General features: G+C 53.7%; 12 protein-coding genes. 8 read left to right on the top strand and 4 right to left on the bottom strand.

The features are described from left to right. Window positions 1-81: 81 nt before the first annotated feature. Complete coding sequence (locus ACR3ZL_RS24950) at window positions 82-1,608, top strand: bifunctional folylpolyglutamate synthase/dihydrofolate synthase (RefSeq protein ID WP_473650381.1); 1,527 nt, start codon at window positions 82-84, stop codon at window positions 1,606-1,608. Here the strand turns inward: ACR3ZL_RS24950 and ACR3ZL_RS24945 are convergent. Further along, on the bottom strand, window positions 1,553-2,302 hold the full coding sequence (locus ACR3ZL_RS24945; protein WP_486173052.1) for a 4'-phosphopantetheinyl transferase family protein: 750 nt from the start codon (window positions 2,300-2,302) through the stop codon (window positions 1,553-1,555). The two genes, ACR3ZL_RS24950 and ACR3ZL_RS24945, sit on opposite strands and share 56 nt — an antisense overlap. A 216-nt stretch (window positions 2,303-2,518) precedes the next feature. Here ACR3ZL_RS24945 and ACR3ZL_RS24940 point away from each other — a divergent pair, with 216 nt between their 5' ends. Further along, entirely contained in the window at window positions 2,519-2,878 is a 360-nt protein-coding gene (locus ACR3ZL_RS24940) for a hypothetical protein (protein WP_473650383.1), read from the top strand. Window positions 2,879-2,924: 46 nt separating this feature from the next. Here the strand turns inward: ACR3ZL_RS24940 and ACR3ZL_RS24935 are convergent, their stop codons facing one another. After that, the gene (locus ACR3ZL_RS24935) at window positions 2,925-3,128 is read right to left on the bottom strand and encodes a hypothetical protein (protein WP_473650384.1); all 204 of its coding nucleotides are present in this window, start codon (window positions 3,126-3,128) and stop codon (window positions 2,925-2,927) included. Window positions 3,129-3,308: 180 nt separating this feature from the next. Beyond that, the gene (locus tag ACR3ZL_RS24930) at window positions 3,309-4,508 is read right to left on the bottom strand and encodes a DUF1559 family PulG-like putative transporter (protein ID WP_473650385.1); all 1,200 of its coding nucleotides are present in this window, start codon (window positions 4,506-4,508) and stop codon (window positions 3,309-3,311) included. Between the two features lie 854 nt (window positions 4,509-5,362). Here ACR3ZL_RS24930 and ACR3ZL_RS24925 point away from each other — a divergent pair. The 6 genes from ACR3ZL_RS24925 (at window position 5,363) to ACR3ZL_RS24900 (ending at window position 16,747) form a co-directional block, all read left to right on the top strand. Next, window positions 5,363-8,251 carry a PSD1 and planctomycete cytochrome C domain-containing protein gene (locus ACR3ZL_RS24925; RefSeq protein ID WP_486173051.1) on the top strand — a complete coding sequence of 963 codons (2,889 nt, stop codon included), beginning with the start codon at window positions 5,363-5,365 and terminating at the stop codon, window positions 8,249-8,251. 57 nt (window positions 8,252-8,308) lie between these two features. After that, window positions 8,309-9,772 (top strand): DUF1501 domain-containing protein, encoded by a 1,464-nt coding sequence (locus ACR3ZL_RS24920; RefSeq protein WP_473650388.1) that lies wholly within the window; start codon window positions 8,309-8,311, stop codon window positions 9,770-9,772. 180 nt (window positions 9,773-9,952) lie between these two features. Then, window positions 9,953-10,510 (top strand): sigma-70 family RNA polymerase sigma factor, encoded by a 558-nt coding sequence (locus ACR3ZL_RS24915; RefSeq protein ID WP_473650389.1) that lies wholly within the window; start codon window positions 9,953-9,955, stop codon window positions 10,508-10,510. Next, window positions 10,507-12,288 (top strand): LamG-like jellyroll fold domain-containing protein, encoded by a 1,782-nt coding sequence (locus ACR3ZL_RS24910; protein WP_486173050.1) that lies wholly within the window; start codon window positions 10,507-10,509, stop codon window positions 12,286-12,288. The genes ACR3ZL_RS24915 and ACR3ZL_RS24910 overlap by 4 nt, the downstream gene beginning before the upstream one ends. A gap of 253 nt (window positions 12,289-12,541) precedes the next feature. Continuing rightward, complete coding sequence (locus tag ACR3ZL_RS24905) at window positions 12,542-15,046, top strand: glycosyl hydrolase family 95 catalytic domain-containing protein (RefSeq protein ID WP_473650391.1); 2,505 nt, start codon at window positions 12,542-12,544, stop codon at window positions 15,044-15,046. Window positions 15,047-15,235: 189 nt separating this feature from the next. Continuing rightward, window positions 15,236-16,747: an alpha-L-fucosidase gene (locus ACR3ZL_RS24900; protein ID WP_473650392.1), complete on the top strand. Its 1,512-nt coding sequence runs from the start codon at window positions 15,236-15,238 to the stop codon at window positions 16,745-16,747. Window positions 16,748-17,059: 312 nt separating this feature from the next. Here the strand turns inward: ACR3ZL_RS24900 and ACR3ZL_RS24895 are convergent, their stop codons facing one another. Then, a complete protein-coding gene (locus ACR3ZL_RS24895) occupies window positions 17,060-18,463 on the bottom strand; it encodes a sulfatase (RefSeq protein ID WP_473650393.1) in 1,404 nt (467 codons plus the stop codon). Between the last annotated feature and the right edge of the window lie 301 nt (window positions 18,464-18,764).

The raw sequence follows: 18,764 nt of genomic DNA, 5'->3' as shown, positions 1-18,764 counted from the left end.
ATAGTGGACAGTCGGAAGTTTTCCAGCGGCGTTCGTTCCTCGCTTTCGACCTCGCTGCCTTGCTTTTTGCCCCAAAAGTTGATGACTCCCACTCGATCCGCCGCCTATCTTGCCGCGACCAAGTGGCTGTATGACCGAATCGACTACGAGCGATTGGGCAAATCAGGGGCGAACTATCGGTTCACACTGGACCGAATGCGAGAGCTGGTGCAGCGTCTGGGGCATGGGCGTTGCTTAGCCAAAGCTGATGGCGGAGATGCAGCGGGGGGCCCGGTTGGTGGTCTTTCAGTTCACCAATCAGCGAAGCCTTCCTCAGCGAAGCCTTGTATCGTGCACATCGCGGGAACCAAGGGGAAAGGTTCCGTGGCGACCATGGTTGCGAGTCTCTTGACGGCCAGTGGGGCGAAGGTCGGTTTGTATACCTCTCCGCATTTGGTGAGTCTGGAAGAGCGATTTCGCGTCGATGGTCGGCCAGCATCTTCGAGCGAGCTGGTCGCGTTGATCGAATCGTTCAAGCCGATTGTCAACGCGATGGCGAGCGAGGCCGTTGGGGGGCCGTCGTTCTTCGAATTGACCACCGCGATTGCGATTGAGCATTTTCACCGCAGTGGTTGTGATTACTGGGTGATGGAAACCGGGCTGGGTGGGCGTCTGGATAGCACGAACGTGTTCCAAAGCGATGTGACGGTGATTACCAGCATCGGGCTAGATCACCAGCATGTCTTGGGCGATACGGTTCAAAAGATTGCCAAAGAGAAAGCGGGGATTTTTAAGCCGGGCGTTCCCGCAATCAGCGGCGTGACCAACCCATCGGCACAGGCCGTGATTCGTCAACAGGCGGAACAAACAGGCTGCTGTCTCGCCGAGCTAGACCGCGATTTTGAGGTGCAAACAATCTCGACGCCAGCCTGGGGAAGCCATTTCCTTTGGCGGCTGTGTTTGGAGGATCTGGATTCCCGTTCGGATGAATTAGAGCCTATTACGCCAGAGGTTATTGTCGGGCCGGAGCTCATTGAGCTGCGGTTAGCCGTCGAGGGACAACACCAGATTCGTAATGCAGCGTTAGCGATTGCCGCGGTGCGGGAGCTGCAGGTTCCGATCGTCGACGTCATGATTGATCAATTAGCGTCGTTACGCATTGATGCCCGACTGGAACGGTTTGTGGCTGAAAATGGAGCGGCTGTCATTTTGGATGCCGCACATAACCCGGATTCCATCGCAGCGTTACTCGATACACTGCAAAGACGCTGTGCGGGCCGCCGCATTGTCGGCGTGTTTGGAACAAGTGTCGATAAAGATGCGCCTGCGATGCTGGGGCAGCTCAAGGGATTATTGAATCGAGTAATCTTTACCCGTTATCACCAGAACCCGCGGTTCGTGCCGACGGCAGAGCTCGCCGAAGTCGCTGGCGAAAGTCTTCGTGATGAGTGGTTTTCGATTCAGGAAGAACCGTTGGCAGCGTGCCGGCAAGCGATTCGCGAAGCCGGGCCTGATGGCGTCGTCGTGATTTGTGGATCTTTCTTCTTGGCGGCCGAAGTTCGTCCCTGGTTGGTTAAGGCAGTTGGCTTTCAAAGTCCATCAGCCGAACCGGTAGCGACGAAGCCTTAGTCGCTTTGGAAGTGGCTGGCTCCACCCCGACGGCGACAGCGGCTACAAAACCGGGGCGGGGTTCGAACGCTTGAAAAGTCCACTCGCGATCACGTGCCAGTGCAGCGTCGGCGAGCGTCAACGTTGGTTCGTTTGAATGTGCTTCTTCGAAAGCGAATTGGTCCAGCGGCGTCGATAGCCCTGTCCCGATTGCTTTGATGAACGCTTCCTTGAGGGTCCAGATTCTAAGGAATAGCTTTTGTCGTTCATCGTCGGTGCGCAGCGACTGCAGTTGCTGAATTTCCGTCGGCGCGAAGTAACGGTCGGCGAGAGCGGGATCGGTTCGCCGATCCATCCACTCCACGTCCACGCCAAGCCATTGGTTGGGTTGCCCCAAGCCGCACACGACTAGGCCGCGAGTGTGAGCGATGTTGAATGTGCGCCGAGCTACCGCGGGACGGTCCACAATCGGCTTGCCGTGATCGAGCAGCCGGAAGCCGATCTCGTGGTGTTCGCAACATCCCGATGACAAAAGACGCCGGGCCATCGCGCGTCCGATGACGTGTTGATGCCGGGCCGAATTGACACGAAATCGATTCGCAGCCACCCGTTCCTCTTCCAATAGAAGGGTTTCGCAAAACGCTTCGATTGGTCCGGGAGCGTCGTGAGCCGCGGGGGCGAGCCAGACTTGGATTTCGTCGTTCAGTTCGGTCATAGCCGGCATGATCGTCAAAACACGCTCGTTTCGTCAATCAGTCTGGCTTGCGGGCGTGAATCGCGGGAGCGAATCGACAATGAGGGCCGATAGGGATGAAGCCTCGATTTGCGGTCGTTCCGCAGGGTGGTGCATGGTTGGAGGGTGGTCCAGCAGACTGAAGCCTGGATTCCAACGGCCATCAAGTCGTCGATTTTGAATGAATCAAGGATTCCCATGAACGCCCTGATCCTCTCGATGACGCTCATGGACCGCAGCGGGCTGTGGATGCTGGGCGGGTTTGCCATGCTCGGTTGGGTGTTGGCCCGGATGACCGTGCAGCGGCGGAAGCGTCGACTGCGCGATGATCGAGAAAATCGCGAAACGTTGCAAAGACTGGAAGCCAAAAACTCAACCGCCCTGCCCCTCAGTGATGCACCGGTGGAGCTTCAGCGATGGCAAGTCGCGATGTTTGATTTACAGCGTGAGTTGAAAGGCGAGCTCGATTCCAGGATCGCGGTCACGCAGGGCTTAATCCGCCAACTTGATCAGCGTATCGCTCGGATGGAAGAGCTCGAGAAAGTCACTGGCAAGTAGCTGGCACCTAAAGGTGTAGGCGAGTCTGTTTGCCTTGGGTGAGACGTTAGTCTTCTTTGGGTTCGTCTAGCTCGTTATCGAAGTTCTGTTTCGGGTCTTCCGCTTTCAATCGAGCAAGCATGTCCGCTTGGTCTTTTGCGAAAAGATCGCGAGCTTCGTCGGTGATAACGGTTTGTGTGGGTTGGGAGTCGCATCCGCAACTAATCAGAGACGCAAGAAGGAGTGTGCATGTTAACGTGATTCGGATCATGTTCGAGGCCGCTTGTGGGGAAGGAATCGAGATGGGGAGTGGGCGGAAACAATCGCCCGATAGCCCTTCCAACTCACATAAGTTGCTTGAAGAAAGGGCGAGTTGCCGGATTCGGAAATTTGGTCCCAACAGAGTGGGGTGAAGGTGTCTACCTAACACCCCAACGTTGTTGTTGGCGAATTAAATGGAGCCGGTGTCGACAGTTTCTTTCATTGAGCGAGTGCCAAGTGCTCCCCATAATCCGAATGGGCTTTGCTGACCGCGGTAAGTGCTGGAGCCATTGTGGTTCGGGTTGACCATTTTGGCGGTGCGATCACCCGCTTCGATTGAGTCAGTGATGAATTTCACCGCACCGTCCGCGAACAGAACGTGTGCTCCGCCCTGGTGACGTGAGCTTACGCTGACCAACGCATCGCTTTCATCGCCACGGAAGCAACTAGCACTGTTGGGCGGATGGACCGTAATGACACTGCCGTAATAGGAAGTCGAAGATGCCCAGCGAAGACCACGTTGCTGGGTCGAGCCACCTTCAAAGGGAGCCGTGTCGTTGTTCCAGAATTGTGGGCGTTCCGGATCGATGTATTGGTCGCAATCCGTCGTTGTTTTGTGCAGATCGTTGCCGCGGACTCGTTGGGTGGTGATGTGGCGATCGCCAAGGTCCGTGTTGATTTCGCCTGCTGCGATAGTGTTGGATAGTCCGTCTAGTACTGCATTGAAACTGACGCGAGACCCGTGTTCAAAGAAACCTCGGTCTTGGATGTTGCGTTCGTCGGTTTCAGGTTTTCCAGCACACCATCGTTCTTCACGGCCTCGACCAATCCGGTACATCGCGTCGCCCATGCAGGCGGCGTAGTTGGTTCGGGCGGCAGCAGGCAATCCTTGACCTGGATCGCTGGGGCAACGAAATCCGGGAATCTCAGTAATGAAAACCGGCTGTTCGACGATGTGGTCGGTGTTTGGGTTCGGCGAAAAAGCAGGGCGAATGAAAGAGGCGCTTTGTTGGTATGGGTTCGAGATGGCTTCCCACAAAGCTTGTTGTTCGACAAATGGTAGCACCCCAACTAGGAAGTTGAGTGTCTTGTTGGATGCCAAGTTGGTTTGCGAGAGATAGCTACCTGGGTAGGTCAGGCCGTTGTGCGAGCATGAACCGCCAGAGCGATAGTCGATGGTGCCAGTACCGTGGATGGGAATGTTGTTGTAGGCCGAATGGTAATTGTGGATGCCCAGGCCAATTTGTTTGAAGTTGTTGCTGCAGGACATTCGTCGAGCAGCTTCACGAGCAGCCTGGACGGCCGGCAAGAGTAGTCCAACGAGCACGCCAATAATGGCGATGACAACGAGTAATTCGACGAGCGTGAACCCGTGTTTGCGAATTTTCATGGTTACGAAACTCAACTGTTTAAATGAGATAGGGGCTAAACGGGGGCTTCACAGCGTTATTTGCACGCCTGGTTTTTCCTGAAAACTAAATAAGTGATGTTGGGAAAACGTTTCGAATTGCAATGTTTTTGCGTCCCGTGACGACAGGGAAGTCTCACGCTGCATGAGAGCCGATGGGATTACTGCCGCAGCTTCAAAAAGCAGCCCTGAAAATAGTCTGAAATTTGCGGAAAAGTTGTCGTCGTGAACTATTGCTGATTCTACGACGGTGTTTTTCTAGAACGTTACTGCTTTTTTGCGGGGTTCTGAAGGCCTCTCAGGTTCGCCATATGCGACCCGGCTGTTTGTAAGGAATAGCTTGGTGTTCAGTCGTTTGGCTGCCTGAATCCAAGTCGGTCTGATGGTTAATTTCAGCTACCGGATTGCCTGCTTTTTGTCGCCACGTTCCCGGTTCGGCCGCCGGATTAAGAAGATCCCTGGTCGCGATCGGTGACTCAGAGAGTTGTGCTGAATCTGTTGGCCAGAATTCCTGGCGGGCTGAGGAGCCTTGTTGGTGGGTGCTGAGCGGTGTGTGCTCGGTTGGTGGTTTGGCTCGTGGTTCGCTTGCGGAGGGGTGAGTTGCTTGCGTGAGGCTCACTGATTCCGGAAGGCATTCAAAGGAAAATGCTCGGTTCTTATGGCTGATCAGCGTCCGTTCGGCAGTAGGTTTGGGCGAAGTGATCGCTCGTCGTCGCGTTCCGGCGTCGCGGATGTGACTGGCAACCGATGCGCTTTTGTCACGAAGCGAGGCGTTTGTGGACGCGAGGCTGGTGTCGTTCGGAAAAGGTTGAAACCCAAAAGACTGTTACCTGAATATGATGAATTTAGTGTCTCCTTGGATGATTGCGGCCGCGATCGCTGTGCGGCTTTGTGTTGCATCGCCGCAGGCTTCAGCCAGTGAGGCGGCGGGAGCTTTAGCTGCGACCGTTGATTTCGATCGCCAGATTCGACCGATCTTCACTCGGCATTGCACCGCGTGTCACGGAGGTGTGAAGCAGGCTGCTGACTTGTCTTTCGTTTACGCGGATTCGGCAATGTACTCCGTCGAAGCCGGAGACCCGGATGCTTCGGAGTTGTTGGTTCGAGTGCTGGATTCGGACGAAGAGACTCGTATGCCGCCGGCGGGACACGGGCCGCGGTTAAGCGAATCCGAAGTGGACTTGTTAACCCGCTGGATCGAGCAGGGCGCTAAGTGGGGCAAACATTGGGCTTACCAAACCCCGACGCGTCATACCGCATCGATGCTGTCGCGGCCTGATTGGGTGATGCAGCCAATTGATGCGTTTGTCTTAGAACAGCTTGATGATCGAGGGATTTTGCCGGCGGGTGACGAGCGGCCTTCGCGTTGGTTGCGCCGAGTTTCGCTGGACTTGATCGGGCTGCCGCCCACGCTTGAAGAACGTGAAGCATTTTTGGCTGACTTGGAGTCCCATGGCCCGGTGGCCTACGAGACTGTGGTGGACCGATTGTTGCAGTCGCCTCATTTCGGTGAACGTTGGGCGAGTGTGTGGTTTGATCTGGTGCGATACGCCGACTCGCGGGGACAGGGTGAGGACTCGCCGCGTGAGATTTGGAAGTATCGCGATTGGGTGATCGACGCACTTAATGAAGATATGCCTTACGACCAATTTACGATTAAACAAATCGCGGGAGACTTGTTGCCGTCGCGATCGGTCGACGACATGGTGGCTACCGCGGTCCATCGGTTGACGAACACCAACGAAGAAGGCGGTACCGACGACGAGGAATTTCGGATCGCTGCGGTGCTCGACCGAGTCAGCACAGTATGGCAAACATGGCAGGGGACGACATTCGGGTGCACTCAGTGTCACGACCATCCTTATGATCCTTTCACGCACGAAGAATACTATAAGTTTGTCTCGTACTTCAACAACACGGCCGATGTTGATTTGAGCGATGACTGGCCCGTGGTGAAGGTTCCCCTGGCTAAATCGGACTACGAGGCGGCCTCGCAAATGCAGCGAGATGTTAACGCTCGCACGCGTTCGATTTGGGAGCAGCAATGGTCAGTGGCGTCCGATCCGGATCATTGGCATGAATTGCGGGTCTCCAGCGGCAAGGCTTCGAAGTCGGCGGGCGTGGAGATCGAATCTCGCGATCAATGGGACGAGTATTACACCACCGGTACGGTTGCCAGTGGCACGGTCATTACGGTTGAAATGCCGATCCCAGAATCGATGTCTTCCTTGACTGGCGTGCAAATCACCGCGATGCCGCTGGATCCTAAACAGGCGTTGGCGGACTCGGAGTGGGGGTTTGTGATGTCTCGCATCACCGCCGAGTTGATCGTGCCAAATGTTGTTGGGAATAAGCCGGCACCGGCTAAAAAGTTGGAACTTGCGGCGATGTACGGTGACGAGCCGTTCCCGTACTTCGATCCCAATGAGAGTCTTCGTGATGGAAAGCCTGGGTTCGCCGCTTTCACGCGTATCCATCATCCAAGGCAAGCGGTGATCGTGCTTAAGGAAGCCACCGAGGTTCCGAAGGGGGCCAAGCTGAAACTGACGATTTTGCATCGGCACACCGAGTTGGCTGCATTTCCGTTGGTCACTCGCCGGGCGCATTTTGCGGTTTCGAAAAGTGAGCAACTAACCGAGTTGTTGACCGATCCGGGGTTGGCCAAAGCGGGTGAAGATTTGAAGCGGGTCAAGGCGGAACTTGCGGCGATCGAATCCAGCGAAGTGCCGGTCTTGATCGAGCGTGAACCCCATCTGACTCGCCCGACACATGTGTTCTTAGGTGGACTGTTTTTAACGAAGGGGAATCAGGTTTATCCCGATGTTCCGCAATCGTTGCTGAGGCATGATGAGCCACTGTCGGATCGATTGCAGATGGCGGAGTGGTTGGTGAGTGATCAGAATCCGCTCACGGCGCGTGTCGCCGTTAATCGCCTTTGGGCCCAGATGTTCGGCGTCGGCTTAGTGGCGACTGAAGAAGACTTTGGTTCGACCGGCGATCGGCCGTCGCATCCAGAGTTGCTTAACGATTTGTCGGTTCGGTTTCGGGATGACTATCAGTGGAGTGTTAAGCGGCTATTGCGAGAGCTCGCTTTGTCGCACACATATCGACAGGCTTCGGCGATTCGTCCCGATTTGCTTGAGTCGGACGCCGCGAATCGCTTCTTAGCACGCGGTCCACGCCACAGTCTGCCAGCCGAAACGGTTCGTGATCAGATGTTAGCGATCAGTGGATTGATGAGTGACAAAATGTTTGGTCCGCCGGCCTATCCACCGTTGCCGCCCGGCGTATGGCGGGCCCGTCGCGGAACTTGGCACACACCCAAGTCAGGTGAAGAGGATCGTTATCGCCGCAGCGTTTATACCTACGTGAAGCGAAGCGTTCCGTTCCCCATGTCGGCGGCCTTTGACGCACCTTCGCGTGATTTTTGTGTGCCGAAACGATTGCGTTCCAACACGCCGTTGCAGCCGTTGATGTTAATGAACGACGCTGGATTCGTGGAATGCTCGCAAGCGTTTGCAAAACGGATTTCGGCGCAATCCGAGGCGTTGGAGGATCAGATCGCCTTCGGTGTGCTTGCGGCGACTTGTCGACCTGCTGAGCTGGATGAGGTAGAGCGTTTGGTTGGTCTGTTTCGTCAAGTCGAAGGCAGCAGCAACGCCGAGGTTGCCATGCAGACGGTCGCCGCCGTGCTTTTGAATCTCGATGAAGTCATTACCAAATAGTTTTGCCGAACCTGAAATCCGCAACGACGATCGACCATTTTTAACGGTAGTCAAACCATGAATCACTTCACGATTGAACAAGAGTTGCGCCGGGCCAAGCTCGAGTATGATACTCGCCGGCAGTTTTTGTCCGGATGCACGACCGGTCTCGGTGCGCTTTGGATGGCGTCGCAATCGGCGGGGTCGGTCGCTCGGGCTTCGAGTTCGGGGCCAGCGACTCTTCCGCATTTCCCAGCGAAAGCCAAGCGAGTCATCTTTCTGCACATGATTGGTGGTCCCAGTCAGTTGGAGTTGTTTGACTACAAGCCGATGCTGGCGAAGTACGACGGTAAAGACGCTCCGCAGGAGTATCTGGATGGGCAGCGGTTTGCGTTCATTCAAGGGACGCCGCAGATGCTGGGGCCGCAGTTTTCGTTCAAGCAGCACGGCGAGAGTGGTGCTTGGGTGTCAGAATTGTTCCCGCATGTCGCCAATCACGTCGACAAATTGTGTTTCATCAAGACGATGCAAACGGATCAGTTCAATCACGGCCCGGCCCAATTGTTGGTGCATACAGGGAACGCACGGATCGGCTATCCGTCGGAAGGATCGTGGGTAACGTGGGGGCTGGGGACTGAAAACGAAGATTTGCCCGGGTTCATGGTATTGTTGTCCGGCGGCGTACCTCGGAATGGGAAGGCGTTATGGTCTAGTGGTTTCTTGCCGTCGGTCTATCAAGGCGTGCAGTGCCGTTCCCAGGGGGATCCGATTCTGAATATTTCGAATCCCAATAACGTCACCCGAGGCATCCGGCGTCAGATGCTTGATGCACTGGGTGACATGAATCGTAAAAGTCATGAGCAGTTCCACGACCCGGAGACATTGACGCGAATTGCACAGTACGAAATGTCGTTCCGGATGCAAATGACCGTGCCGCAAGTCGCTGATATCAACGACGAGCCACAGGAAATTCTGGATCTCTATGGGGCGAAGAAAGGCGAGACATCGTTTGCCAATAATTGTCTGTTGGCCCGTCGGTTTGCCGAGGCCGGGGTCCGTTTCATTCAGCTTTACGACAGTGGGTGGGATTCGCACGGCACGGAGGTTAAGACGTCAATCAATCAAGGCTTTGCCGATAAGTGTCGCCAGGTCGATCAGCCTATTTCGGCGCTACTGACCGATTTGCAGCAACGCGGCTTGCTTGAAGACACGCTGGTTGTTTGGGGCGGCGAATTTGGGCGTACGCCCATGCGTGAAAACCGAGGTGGCAACAAAATGGCGCTGATTGGGCGGGACCATGCTCCGGCAGCATTCACGCTTTTCATGGCCGGCGGTGGCGTTAAGCCCGGGTTCACTTACGGGGAAACCGACGAATTTGGATACCGCCCCGCGACGAATCCAGTGCACGTGCGGGATTTCCATGCAACGATGTTGCATCTGTTGGGGATCGATTCGGATCGAATGACCCACTATTTCCAGGGGTTGCACCAAAAACTGACTGGTGTGAAGCCGGCGTCGGTGATTCAAGATGTCATCGGTTGAGCTGTGTAGGGGCAACGAATAGGCTGAGTCGGTAGTCGATCGATTACGCGTGAAAGCGTTGTTGTGAATCTTTTCGTTTTGCAGGGCTGAATTAGGGGCCGTCGGCAGTAACTTACCGGGGCCGTTGCAGAGAGACGGTTCTTGGCCAGGGTTCGAGCGTTAAGAAATAGGTAGCTGACTGTGGATAACCAGAAAGGGGCGGGGGCCGACGTTGCAAGATTCGTTCGTCTTTTTACTGCCAACGAACGTAGAATCCGCGCATTTCTGTACGGTTTGCTGGTCAATCGAGATGCGGTTGACGAAGTGATGCAGAATGTCAGCGTCGTGCTTTGGGAAAAGTTTTCAGCCCTGCAGGAAGACGAAGGATTTTTGAAATGGTCCTACGTCGTCGCACGGTATGAAGCTCAGATGCACCGTCGTAAGCTTGCTCGGAATCGATTTGTCTTTGATGACGATTTGTTGGCGCAGTTGGCGGCTGAATATGCTGGAGAAGAAAACTTCGAGGCCGACGCACAAATGCTCAATTACTTGGATGATTGTATGACCAAGCTCGATGACTCCGAGCGTGAATTACTAGTCACGGCGTACGCCACGAATCAGTCGCTGACGTCGGTCGCAGACCGGTTGGAAGTGACAGCCAACAGTCTCTACAAGACCGTTGCCCGGCTGCGGCGTCGTCTGCAGCGTTGTATCGATCACAAGTGCCAACCTTTCCCTTCAGCATTGGGCAGCGAATGAACACTGCAAATTTGGAAGAGTTGATCCAGCGCTACTGCTCCAGCGTGATCGATGCCGATCAGTTTGCTGAGTTGCAGGATATCTTGCGAGATAGCCCAGAGGCTCGGAAGGCGTTTCGGCGTGCGACGAAGTTGCACGCCGCCTTGCATGAACTGACTGATTCTTCGCACGATAGTGTGTTGGAATCGGTGTTTGACGTGTCTGGCGCAAACTCGATAGGCGTTCCAGTTTCGCAAGTTAGTACGGCCAAGAGCGAGGTTCAGCCCACCGAAGTTGTTCAACGCAGTACGGCTGGTTTGGCGTGGGTGATGTTTGGTTGTGCGGCTGTGGTGCTATTCGCGTTGGGGGTCCAGACCTTTCTTTCTCAAGATCCCCGTGAGGTTGCTTGGCAGCCCGGGAAGGCGGAGATCATCCAAGATGGTTTTGGCGGTGAAGATCGGGTGATCGATGACGTCGCGGGATCTCAGAAAATTACTCGTACTAGTGCACATACCGTCGTTAATGCACCACGATTTGATCGCGCCAGTGCCAATTTGAATGTTGCTGTATTGCGAGATTCCGGAACCGCCAAGTGGATCACGCCCAATAAGGGAATCCAAATTGGTGACATGCTTGGTCCGCAAACGATTGAGCTTTCCGAAGGGGTTGTTGAGCTCGGTTTTTTAAGTGGTGCCACGGCCATCATTGAGGGACCAGCGAAGATCGAGCTTGTCTCTCGCATGTCCGGGACTTTGTTCTATGGAAAGGTCCGGTGTCATGTGCCTCCCGCAGCCAGTGGATTCACGATCCAGTCTGAAAAGACCAAGTACGTTGATTTAGGTACTGACTTCGCTGTTGAGGCCACGCGAGACGGACGCCAAGAGTTGCACGTTTTCGAGGGTGAGGTTGAGGTGCGGAGCGACCAAGCCGATATGCCTGTGCAGCGTATTACATCGGGTAATGGTCTGAAGCAAATCGAAGATCAGCAACATCCCATTGATTCCGATTCGCAGCAGTTTCCTAATAGCAATGAGTTGCGTTTGCTAAAGGAGTCTTCTGAAATTCAAAGGCATAAGGAATGGCAGAAGTATCGTGATGAGTTGTCCAACGATCCGAGCCTGCTTGTCTTTTATGACTTTCAGCATAACGACGATCATCCCTATGAACTTGAAGATCTTAGCAACAACGCGGTGGATGGATCTGTCATTGGTTGCCGTTGGTCGCAGGGGCGATGGAAAGGGAAGAACGCACTGGAATTTAAACGGCCCGATGATCGGGTGCGTCTCGAGGTACCTGGTCAGTTTGAGTCTCTGACGATGAGTGCTTGGATGCGGATTGACGGATTTGATCGACACTTCAATTCCATCATGCTGACTGACGCGTATGAAGCCGGCGATATCCACTGGCAAATTCGTTCGTCAGGTGCCATCGATACAGGTATCAAACCGCCCGGTGAAGAGCGTGTGATTTGTGTGTCGAAACCGGTCTTTGGATATGATGATCTGGGACGTTGGTTCCATATCGCTACGGTTGCGAATTCAAGCACCACGGAAGTGCGGCATTACGTTAACGGTCAGTTCGTCGAGCTCAGTAAATACTTTGAGGGTAGATTGCCGACCGGAGAGTACAAGTTTCGAATCGGCAAGGCGGAATTGGGCAACTGGAGTCCGAAGCGTCAGTACGATGATTGGCCGATCCGAAATTTAAATGGACAAATCGACGAGTTCGCGGTCTTCAGCCGAGCTCTCTCTGAATCGGAAGTTCTTGAGCTGTATAACGCTGGAAAGCCGGCTTCTTAATCTTGGAGGTATCGGCCTTGGGGAGGCGTGTCGTCGCGTGGAAGTCTTTCCTGACGCGACTTTAGGCACGTCGTTAAAGACTAGAAAAAAGCGGTTTAATCGGGGTTGGCACGGCAGGTTTGTTGTCGCGCGGCAGTAACTGTCTAGTCACGCCTCAACTTTTTGCTCGGTATCTGCACTCGATATCCCAACAACCGACTCATCTCTGGTCATGGTTTATTTTCGTTCAAGGTCCTTGCTGTTCTGTTTCCTGGTGCTGCTCGGAATAGGAGCTGGACACATCGGATGGGCTGACACCCCCAGAGAACCGCAGCCTGCGGCGAGCGATGAGGTCGAAATCTCGCGCGAGCAGGCCCGCTCAGCTCCTGAATCATCGGCGGCGACACAACAACCCATGTTGAAGAGTGGCCAGCCGTCGACGAATTGGGGCGATGCGTTGATTAGCGGTAATGGACGCCAGGGTGTGATGGTCCATGGTCAGCCGCTTGAAGAGACGATAGTTCTGAACCATGAGAAATTGTGGGTGCCCGCTCAGCCGGTCAAGCCGGATGTTCCCAACATGGTTTCCGCCATTCAGGAAGCTCGCGAGTTGGCCAAGCAGGAAAAGTGGAGTCCTGCGGCGAGCATCGTTTTCAACGAGTTCGGCAAGCGGAACGCGGAAGTGTTTCCAGAGGAGGCGTTGATTCGGCCTGGTCCGCGATTCGGTTTGAACTACGTTCACCCCGCGTTGTACTTGAAAATCTCGGTGCCAAAGCAAGGCGAGGTTAAGAACTACTCTCGTACCCTACAACTGGATAGTGGCGAGGTTTCGGTTAAATGGACTGATGATCGCGGCGATTGGCAGCGTGACGTGTTCGTTTCGCGTCCCGACAATGTGGTGGTCACCCGATTGCGTCGGCCGAGCAAGGGATTGCTGAATGCGGAGCTACGTTTTGCGGCCAGGCCGGGCTGGAACGAAGAGGATATCGCAGCCCCATCCATCGAGCACACCGCTGGTGTGGGATCTGCTGACGACGAGATGTACTTGCACACGAGTTACCGACATCTTCACGGGCTCACCAAGGCAGAAGGCTATCAGGTGATGTCGCGGGTAGTCGTTAAAGGCGGGACGTCGCAAGCGAAAGCAGATCGGATTTCAATTCGTGATGCAGATGAAGTATTGGTGCTGACTCGCACCGAGTTCTTGCCTGTTGCCGAACTGCCTCGTCGTGGACAGTTGCAGTCGGACCTAAATCGCTTGTCCGAATCCTATGCGGACTTGTTGCAGGCTCACGCGAAAATTCATGGCGAGATGTTTCACCGGGTGGGCTATCAACTCGGCGGCGAATTCGGGAACGGAAGAACGACTGAGGAGATCATTGCCGAAGCGGAAGCCAACGGTCCTACGCCAGCTTATTTGGAATTGATTTTTGCCGTCGGCCGCTACAGTTTGATCTCCAGCAGCGGCGAGTTGCCGCCTACCTTGATGGGGATTTGGGGCGACACTTGGAAGCCGATGTGGTGGGGGCACTACACCAACGATTCCAATTTGAATCTTGCTATTTCCAATGGTAGCGTTGGGAATTTGCCGGAGGCGATGGAGAGCTATTTCAGTTGGATTGAAACTCTGTATCCCGACTGGGAGCGAAACGCCCAGCAGTTATACGGAGCCCGCGGTTATATGGGGGCAATTGCGCACGGTTGGCGACATGGTTTGGCGATTGCAGGTTGGCAGGGATGGACCGGCGCAACTGGATGGTTGGGTGCGTATTTCTGGCAACACTACTTGTTTACCGGCGATACAAAGTTTTTGGCCGAGCGTGTTGTTCCCTTGTTAGAAAACACGGTGCTGTTCTACCAAGATTTTCTTGGGCCAATGGAAGGTCCTGATGGAAAGTTTTTGATCTATCCCAGCATCTCACCGGAGAACCAGTCTCCTAATACTCCAGGGGCTCCGAATGCTACGTCGGAAATTGCCATCATACGTGGCAGCTTTAATGCCTTGATTGATGCTTATCAGGAGTTAAATATCAAGCTGGATCGCATTCCTGAATTAAGGGCGTTTCTTGCAAAGGTGCCGGAGTATCGAATTAATGAAGACGGTGCAATTGCGGAGTGGAGTTACCCGGGTGTCGAAGACAATTACAACCACCGGCACAATTCACATCTGCATGCCGTTTACCCTGGCGTAGATATCAATCCATCAACGCCGAGACTTTATCAAGCAGCCCGACGTGCCATCGAGAAGCGTCTGGAGTCAGGCCAAGGAAACAAGTCCGCACACGGTTTCATGGAATTGGGGTTCTATGGTTCCCGTTTGCAGGATCCGTCTATCGTTTGGGACATGCTTGATGACTATGCCAAGAGCAAGTTCATCTATCGCAGTTTCATTAGTTCCCACAATCCCAATCACCGGATTTACAACCTTGATTCGATTTTGGCGTTGCCTGCGATCTTGACGGAGATGTGCGTGTATTCTCGGCCGGGCGAAATCAATCTGCTACCAGGGATTCCTGCGGAGCACCTTCCGCATGGGGAAATCGCTGGGGTGCTGGCGCGGAAAGCAATTGTCGTTGATCACTTGAGTTGGGATCTTCCCGCCAGAGCGATCGAGTTGAAGCTGACTTCGAAGGTTGCGCAATCGATTGTGCTTTCGACTCGTTTGGGTATTCAATCAATTGACTCGTCGTCGGCTAGTTACGAAGAAACGGAGTGGCAACTGTACCTACCTGCTGGAGAAACCATCTCAGCATCAATCCTGTTGGAGAACGCTCAGTAGTGAGCAGTCGTTCGTCAAACTTCGACGGCGAACGGTTGAAATTATCGATCTGAATTGGACAAGCTCACAGCGCGGGGGCATCTAGTCGATGCTTGCTTGATCCACTTTGCACTTCCCTTAACCTTTTCATGTTCTATGTATTCGAAGCTCGTCGCCGAGTTCGAGTGCTCCCTCTAAATGAGTCACAATATGCTTGTCAAAATACTCACTCCACTACTGCTGCTCGGGCTATTGCAGTCAGCCACGCTGGCCCAGCAAAACGCATCGGTCGCGACGAAAGATAGTGCTATCGCTGATGAGGCCGCGGCATGGGAAGCGATCGATGGCCGTGATACACCGCAGTGGTGGAAAGACGCTAAGTTCGGAATCTTTATCCACTGGGGACCCTATTCGGTACCGGCCTTTTCTGAAGTGGGACGCTATTCGGAGTGGTATTGGGAAGATTTGGTGAACCCAAAACGCCGGTCGCATAAAGCGGTCAAAGCGTTTCATGAAAAGAACTATGGGAAGGATTTTGAGTACCCCAAGTTTGCAGACCAGTTCACTTGCGAGTTGTTTGATCCGGCTCAATGGGCTGAGGCATTCGAAGAGTCGGGAGCGAAGTATGTCGTCCTGACTAGCAAGCACCACGATGGGTATTGCTTGTGGCCAAATGAGCAGGCGGACAAATCCTTTGGCCGGCCATGGTGTAGCACAAACACGGGGCCAAAGCGTGATTTGGTTGGTGAGCTAACCGACGAAGTGCGTAAGACTGACGTGAAGATGGGACTCTATTTTTCAATCTATGAGTGGTACAACCCGCTCTACAAAACAAAGCTAAGTTCGTTCGTTGACGATCACCTGATTCCTCAGTTCAAAGACGTTGTCAACAAGTATGAACCCGCAGTGATTTTTTCGGATGGTGAATGGGATCATCCTGCCGCGGATTGGAAGTCTGCTGAGATGCTGACTTGGCTTTTCAATGAATCACCATGCAAAGACGAGGTCGTCATCAATGACCGATGGGGTAAGGGCGACCGCCATAAGCATGGAGGCTATTACACAACGGAGTACGGCGCTGGGTTGCCCGATGGGACCAATGCTTGGGAAGAAAACCGAGGGATGGCTCATTCGTTCGGTTATAGCCGAACCGAGCGATTCGAAGACTATAACTCGACCGAATCATTGGTCTTGATGCTAGCCGACATCGTCTCGCGTGGCGGAAACTTCTTGTTGGATATTGGACCGACTGCGGACGGGCGTATTCCTCCACTGATGGAAGAGCGATTGAGCGAAATCGGCGATTGGTTGGAAGTCAACGGCGAGGCTATTTATGAGACAACTACACATAGTAGTACTTGTCAGTGGTCATCCGGTAAGGCTCAGGAACTTGGTCGAGGCAACTACCGGGTCAAGTACGACGTCGAGAAGCTGATGAAGAATCCCGACGAGGGAATGGCTCGTAAGGAAGTGTTGTTCACTCGAAAGGGTGAATCTCTTTACGCGATCTGCGCTTTGTTGCCTGATGAGCAGTTGGTTCTACGACATGTGCAGGCTGCCGAAGGAGCCACTGTATCGATGCTTGGACTCGGCGAACTTGAATGGGAGCAATCCGGAGAAGACTTGCTTATCAAAATGCCTCGGTTAAACCCATCGAAGATGCCTTGCGACCACGCATGGACTTTCAAGGTTAGTAAGGTCGAAGCACTTAACGCTGGGTAACTGGATAAGGCGTCGGCAGGCAGGATCTTCTGCAGCGGTGGATGCTTGAGGACAGCAAGACTCAACATTCGGTTGGGTCGGGGCGAGACAATAGGTTTGTTTGCCCTGGGTTGTGCAAGGCGATTTCGTGTCGCCGTTCACCGCGGAGACTACCAGTGTTGATTGAAGTTTGAGACTCCTGGTATTTGATTTCTTTTAGGAATGTCAAAGCCCGTATCACGAAATCGCGATACGGGCTCTTGAGCTTAAAAGTAGAGCGTTAGGCACGTTGCCCGGCTTCTTCGCTGGTTTGTTTGCCTTGTTGTGCTGCTGTTACTTGTCGGCAATAGATGGATCATAGCCGGGGTTGTCCGGCATCATTTGAGCGTCGACGGAAGTTCGCCAGGCCTGCAGTTTCTTCAGTAGGTGCTGTGCTTTTTCAGGATTGCTTTGCGCCAGGTTATTAGATTCTTGCTGGTCGTCTTTTAGGTTGAAGAGTTCTAGATTCCCATCTTCAAAGAACTCGATCAATTTCCAATCCCCATCGCGAATGGCTCCATAAGGTTTCGTTCGATGGTAGTGCGGGTAATGCCAGTACACGGTATCGCGATCGAGTTTTCTGGATCGACCAGTCAGCAACGGAACGATACTTTTGCCGTCGCGATGTTCATTCGGCCGTGTTGGTAGTCCTGCCATTTCTAGCATTGTTGGATAGAAATCCATTCCGATCACTGTTTCGTCACATGTCGTGCCCGCAGCGGTTTTACCCGGCCAGCGAATCATCAGCGGTTCGCGAACACCGCCTTCATGTGAAAAACCCTTGAAGTCTCGTAAACCGCCAGTTGATTGGTCGTAATTGCCACCATTGTCTCCCGTCAAGATAATGACGGTGTTATCGGCCACCCCTAAAACATCCAGTTTCTTCATTAACCTTCCGACACTGTTGTCGAGGCATTCCACCATTCCAGCACGTTTGGCGTTGAGGTATTCCTTTTTTCGATTGTCAAAGGTTTTGGCTTTCTCGGTGTACTTCGCTTCCAACTCGGCTGGGCACATGATAGGCCCGTGCAGCGTGTAGTATGAAAAGTACAGCAGAAACGGCTTGTCGCGAGGTGTCTCGTCCAAAAAGTCGACGGCCGCGTCGGTTAGTTTGTCAGTTAGGAAGTCACCCGGTTCGCCATCGTCCAAGTTGGGCATGCCAAAAGGAGAGAAGTATCTTCCTGGGCCTTTGGGTTGGCCCCATTCGCGACCACCAACATTCAGATCGAAACCGTGTGAAGTGGGATAGTGTTCATCAAAGTCGGGTGCTCCGATGGGCATAAGGTGCCATTTCCCGAAGAACGCCGTTGAATAGCCCGCTTCTTGTAATGCTTCAGGAAGTAAGGTCCGGCTGTGGTCCATTTTCATGGTCCAGTCGGGAACGGACAATTTCGCCTTGGGGCGAAGGTGTCCAGTGATCCAATCGGTCAGGTGAGTGCGGGCCGGATAGCAACCTGTCAGGATGGCTGCTCGGCTGGGTGAGCAGACAGTGCACGCAGCGTAAGCGTTGGTAAACATCATCCCTTGGCTGGCCAAGTTATCGATGTTAGGTGTTTCGTAAAACTCGGCGCCGTAACTGCCGAAATCGCCCCAGCCAAGGTCGTCGACGAGCAAGAAAACGAAGTTGGTCTGGGGTTCGTCTGCCGACACCAATGCGGGAGTTAATAGCAAACTGAGACAAAAAATCCATCGCGTCATTAGGGTACCTGTTAGTCTTGTTGGTGAATCAAGCAAGCAGTGATTCTGTCGCCTTCCTGACGATTGTATTCAAGAATGGTAGCTGCCGTTGGCTAGGTGGGTTACCAATGCGAATACTTAGCCAAAAGACGGGTTGGAAGCCTGGTTTTCGATCGCTTGCTTATGAAACGGTAGCCCTGACGCTGGGGCGCTCGGCCCCTAGTGACGAAACTTGCCTTGGGAAAAGGCCGTATTCGTAGCGGATTGGTAAAGCTAGTCGCTGACTGGTGAGGCATTTCCCTTGGAATTGTGTTGACGGCTA

The sequence above is a fragment of the Rhodopirellula sp. J20-39 genome, assembly GCF_057365095.1.
The sequence above is the reverse complement of the archived record's forward strand: the minus strand, read 5'-3'. Positions and strand labels throughout refer to the sequence as shown.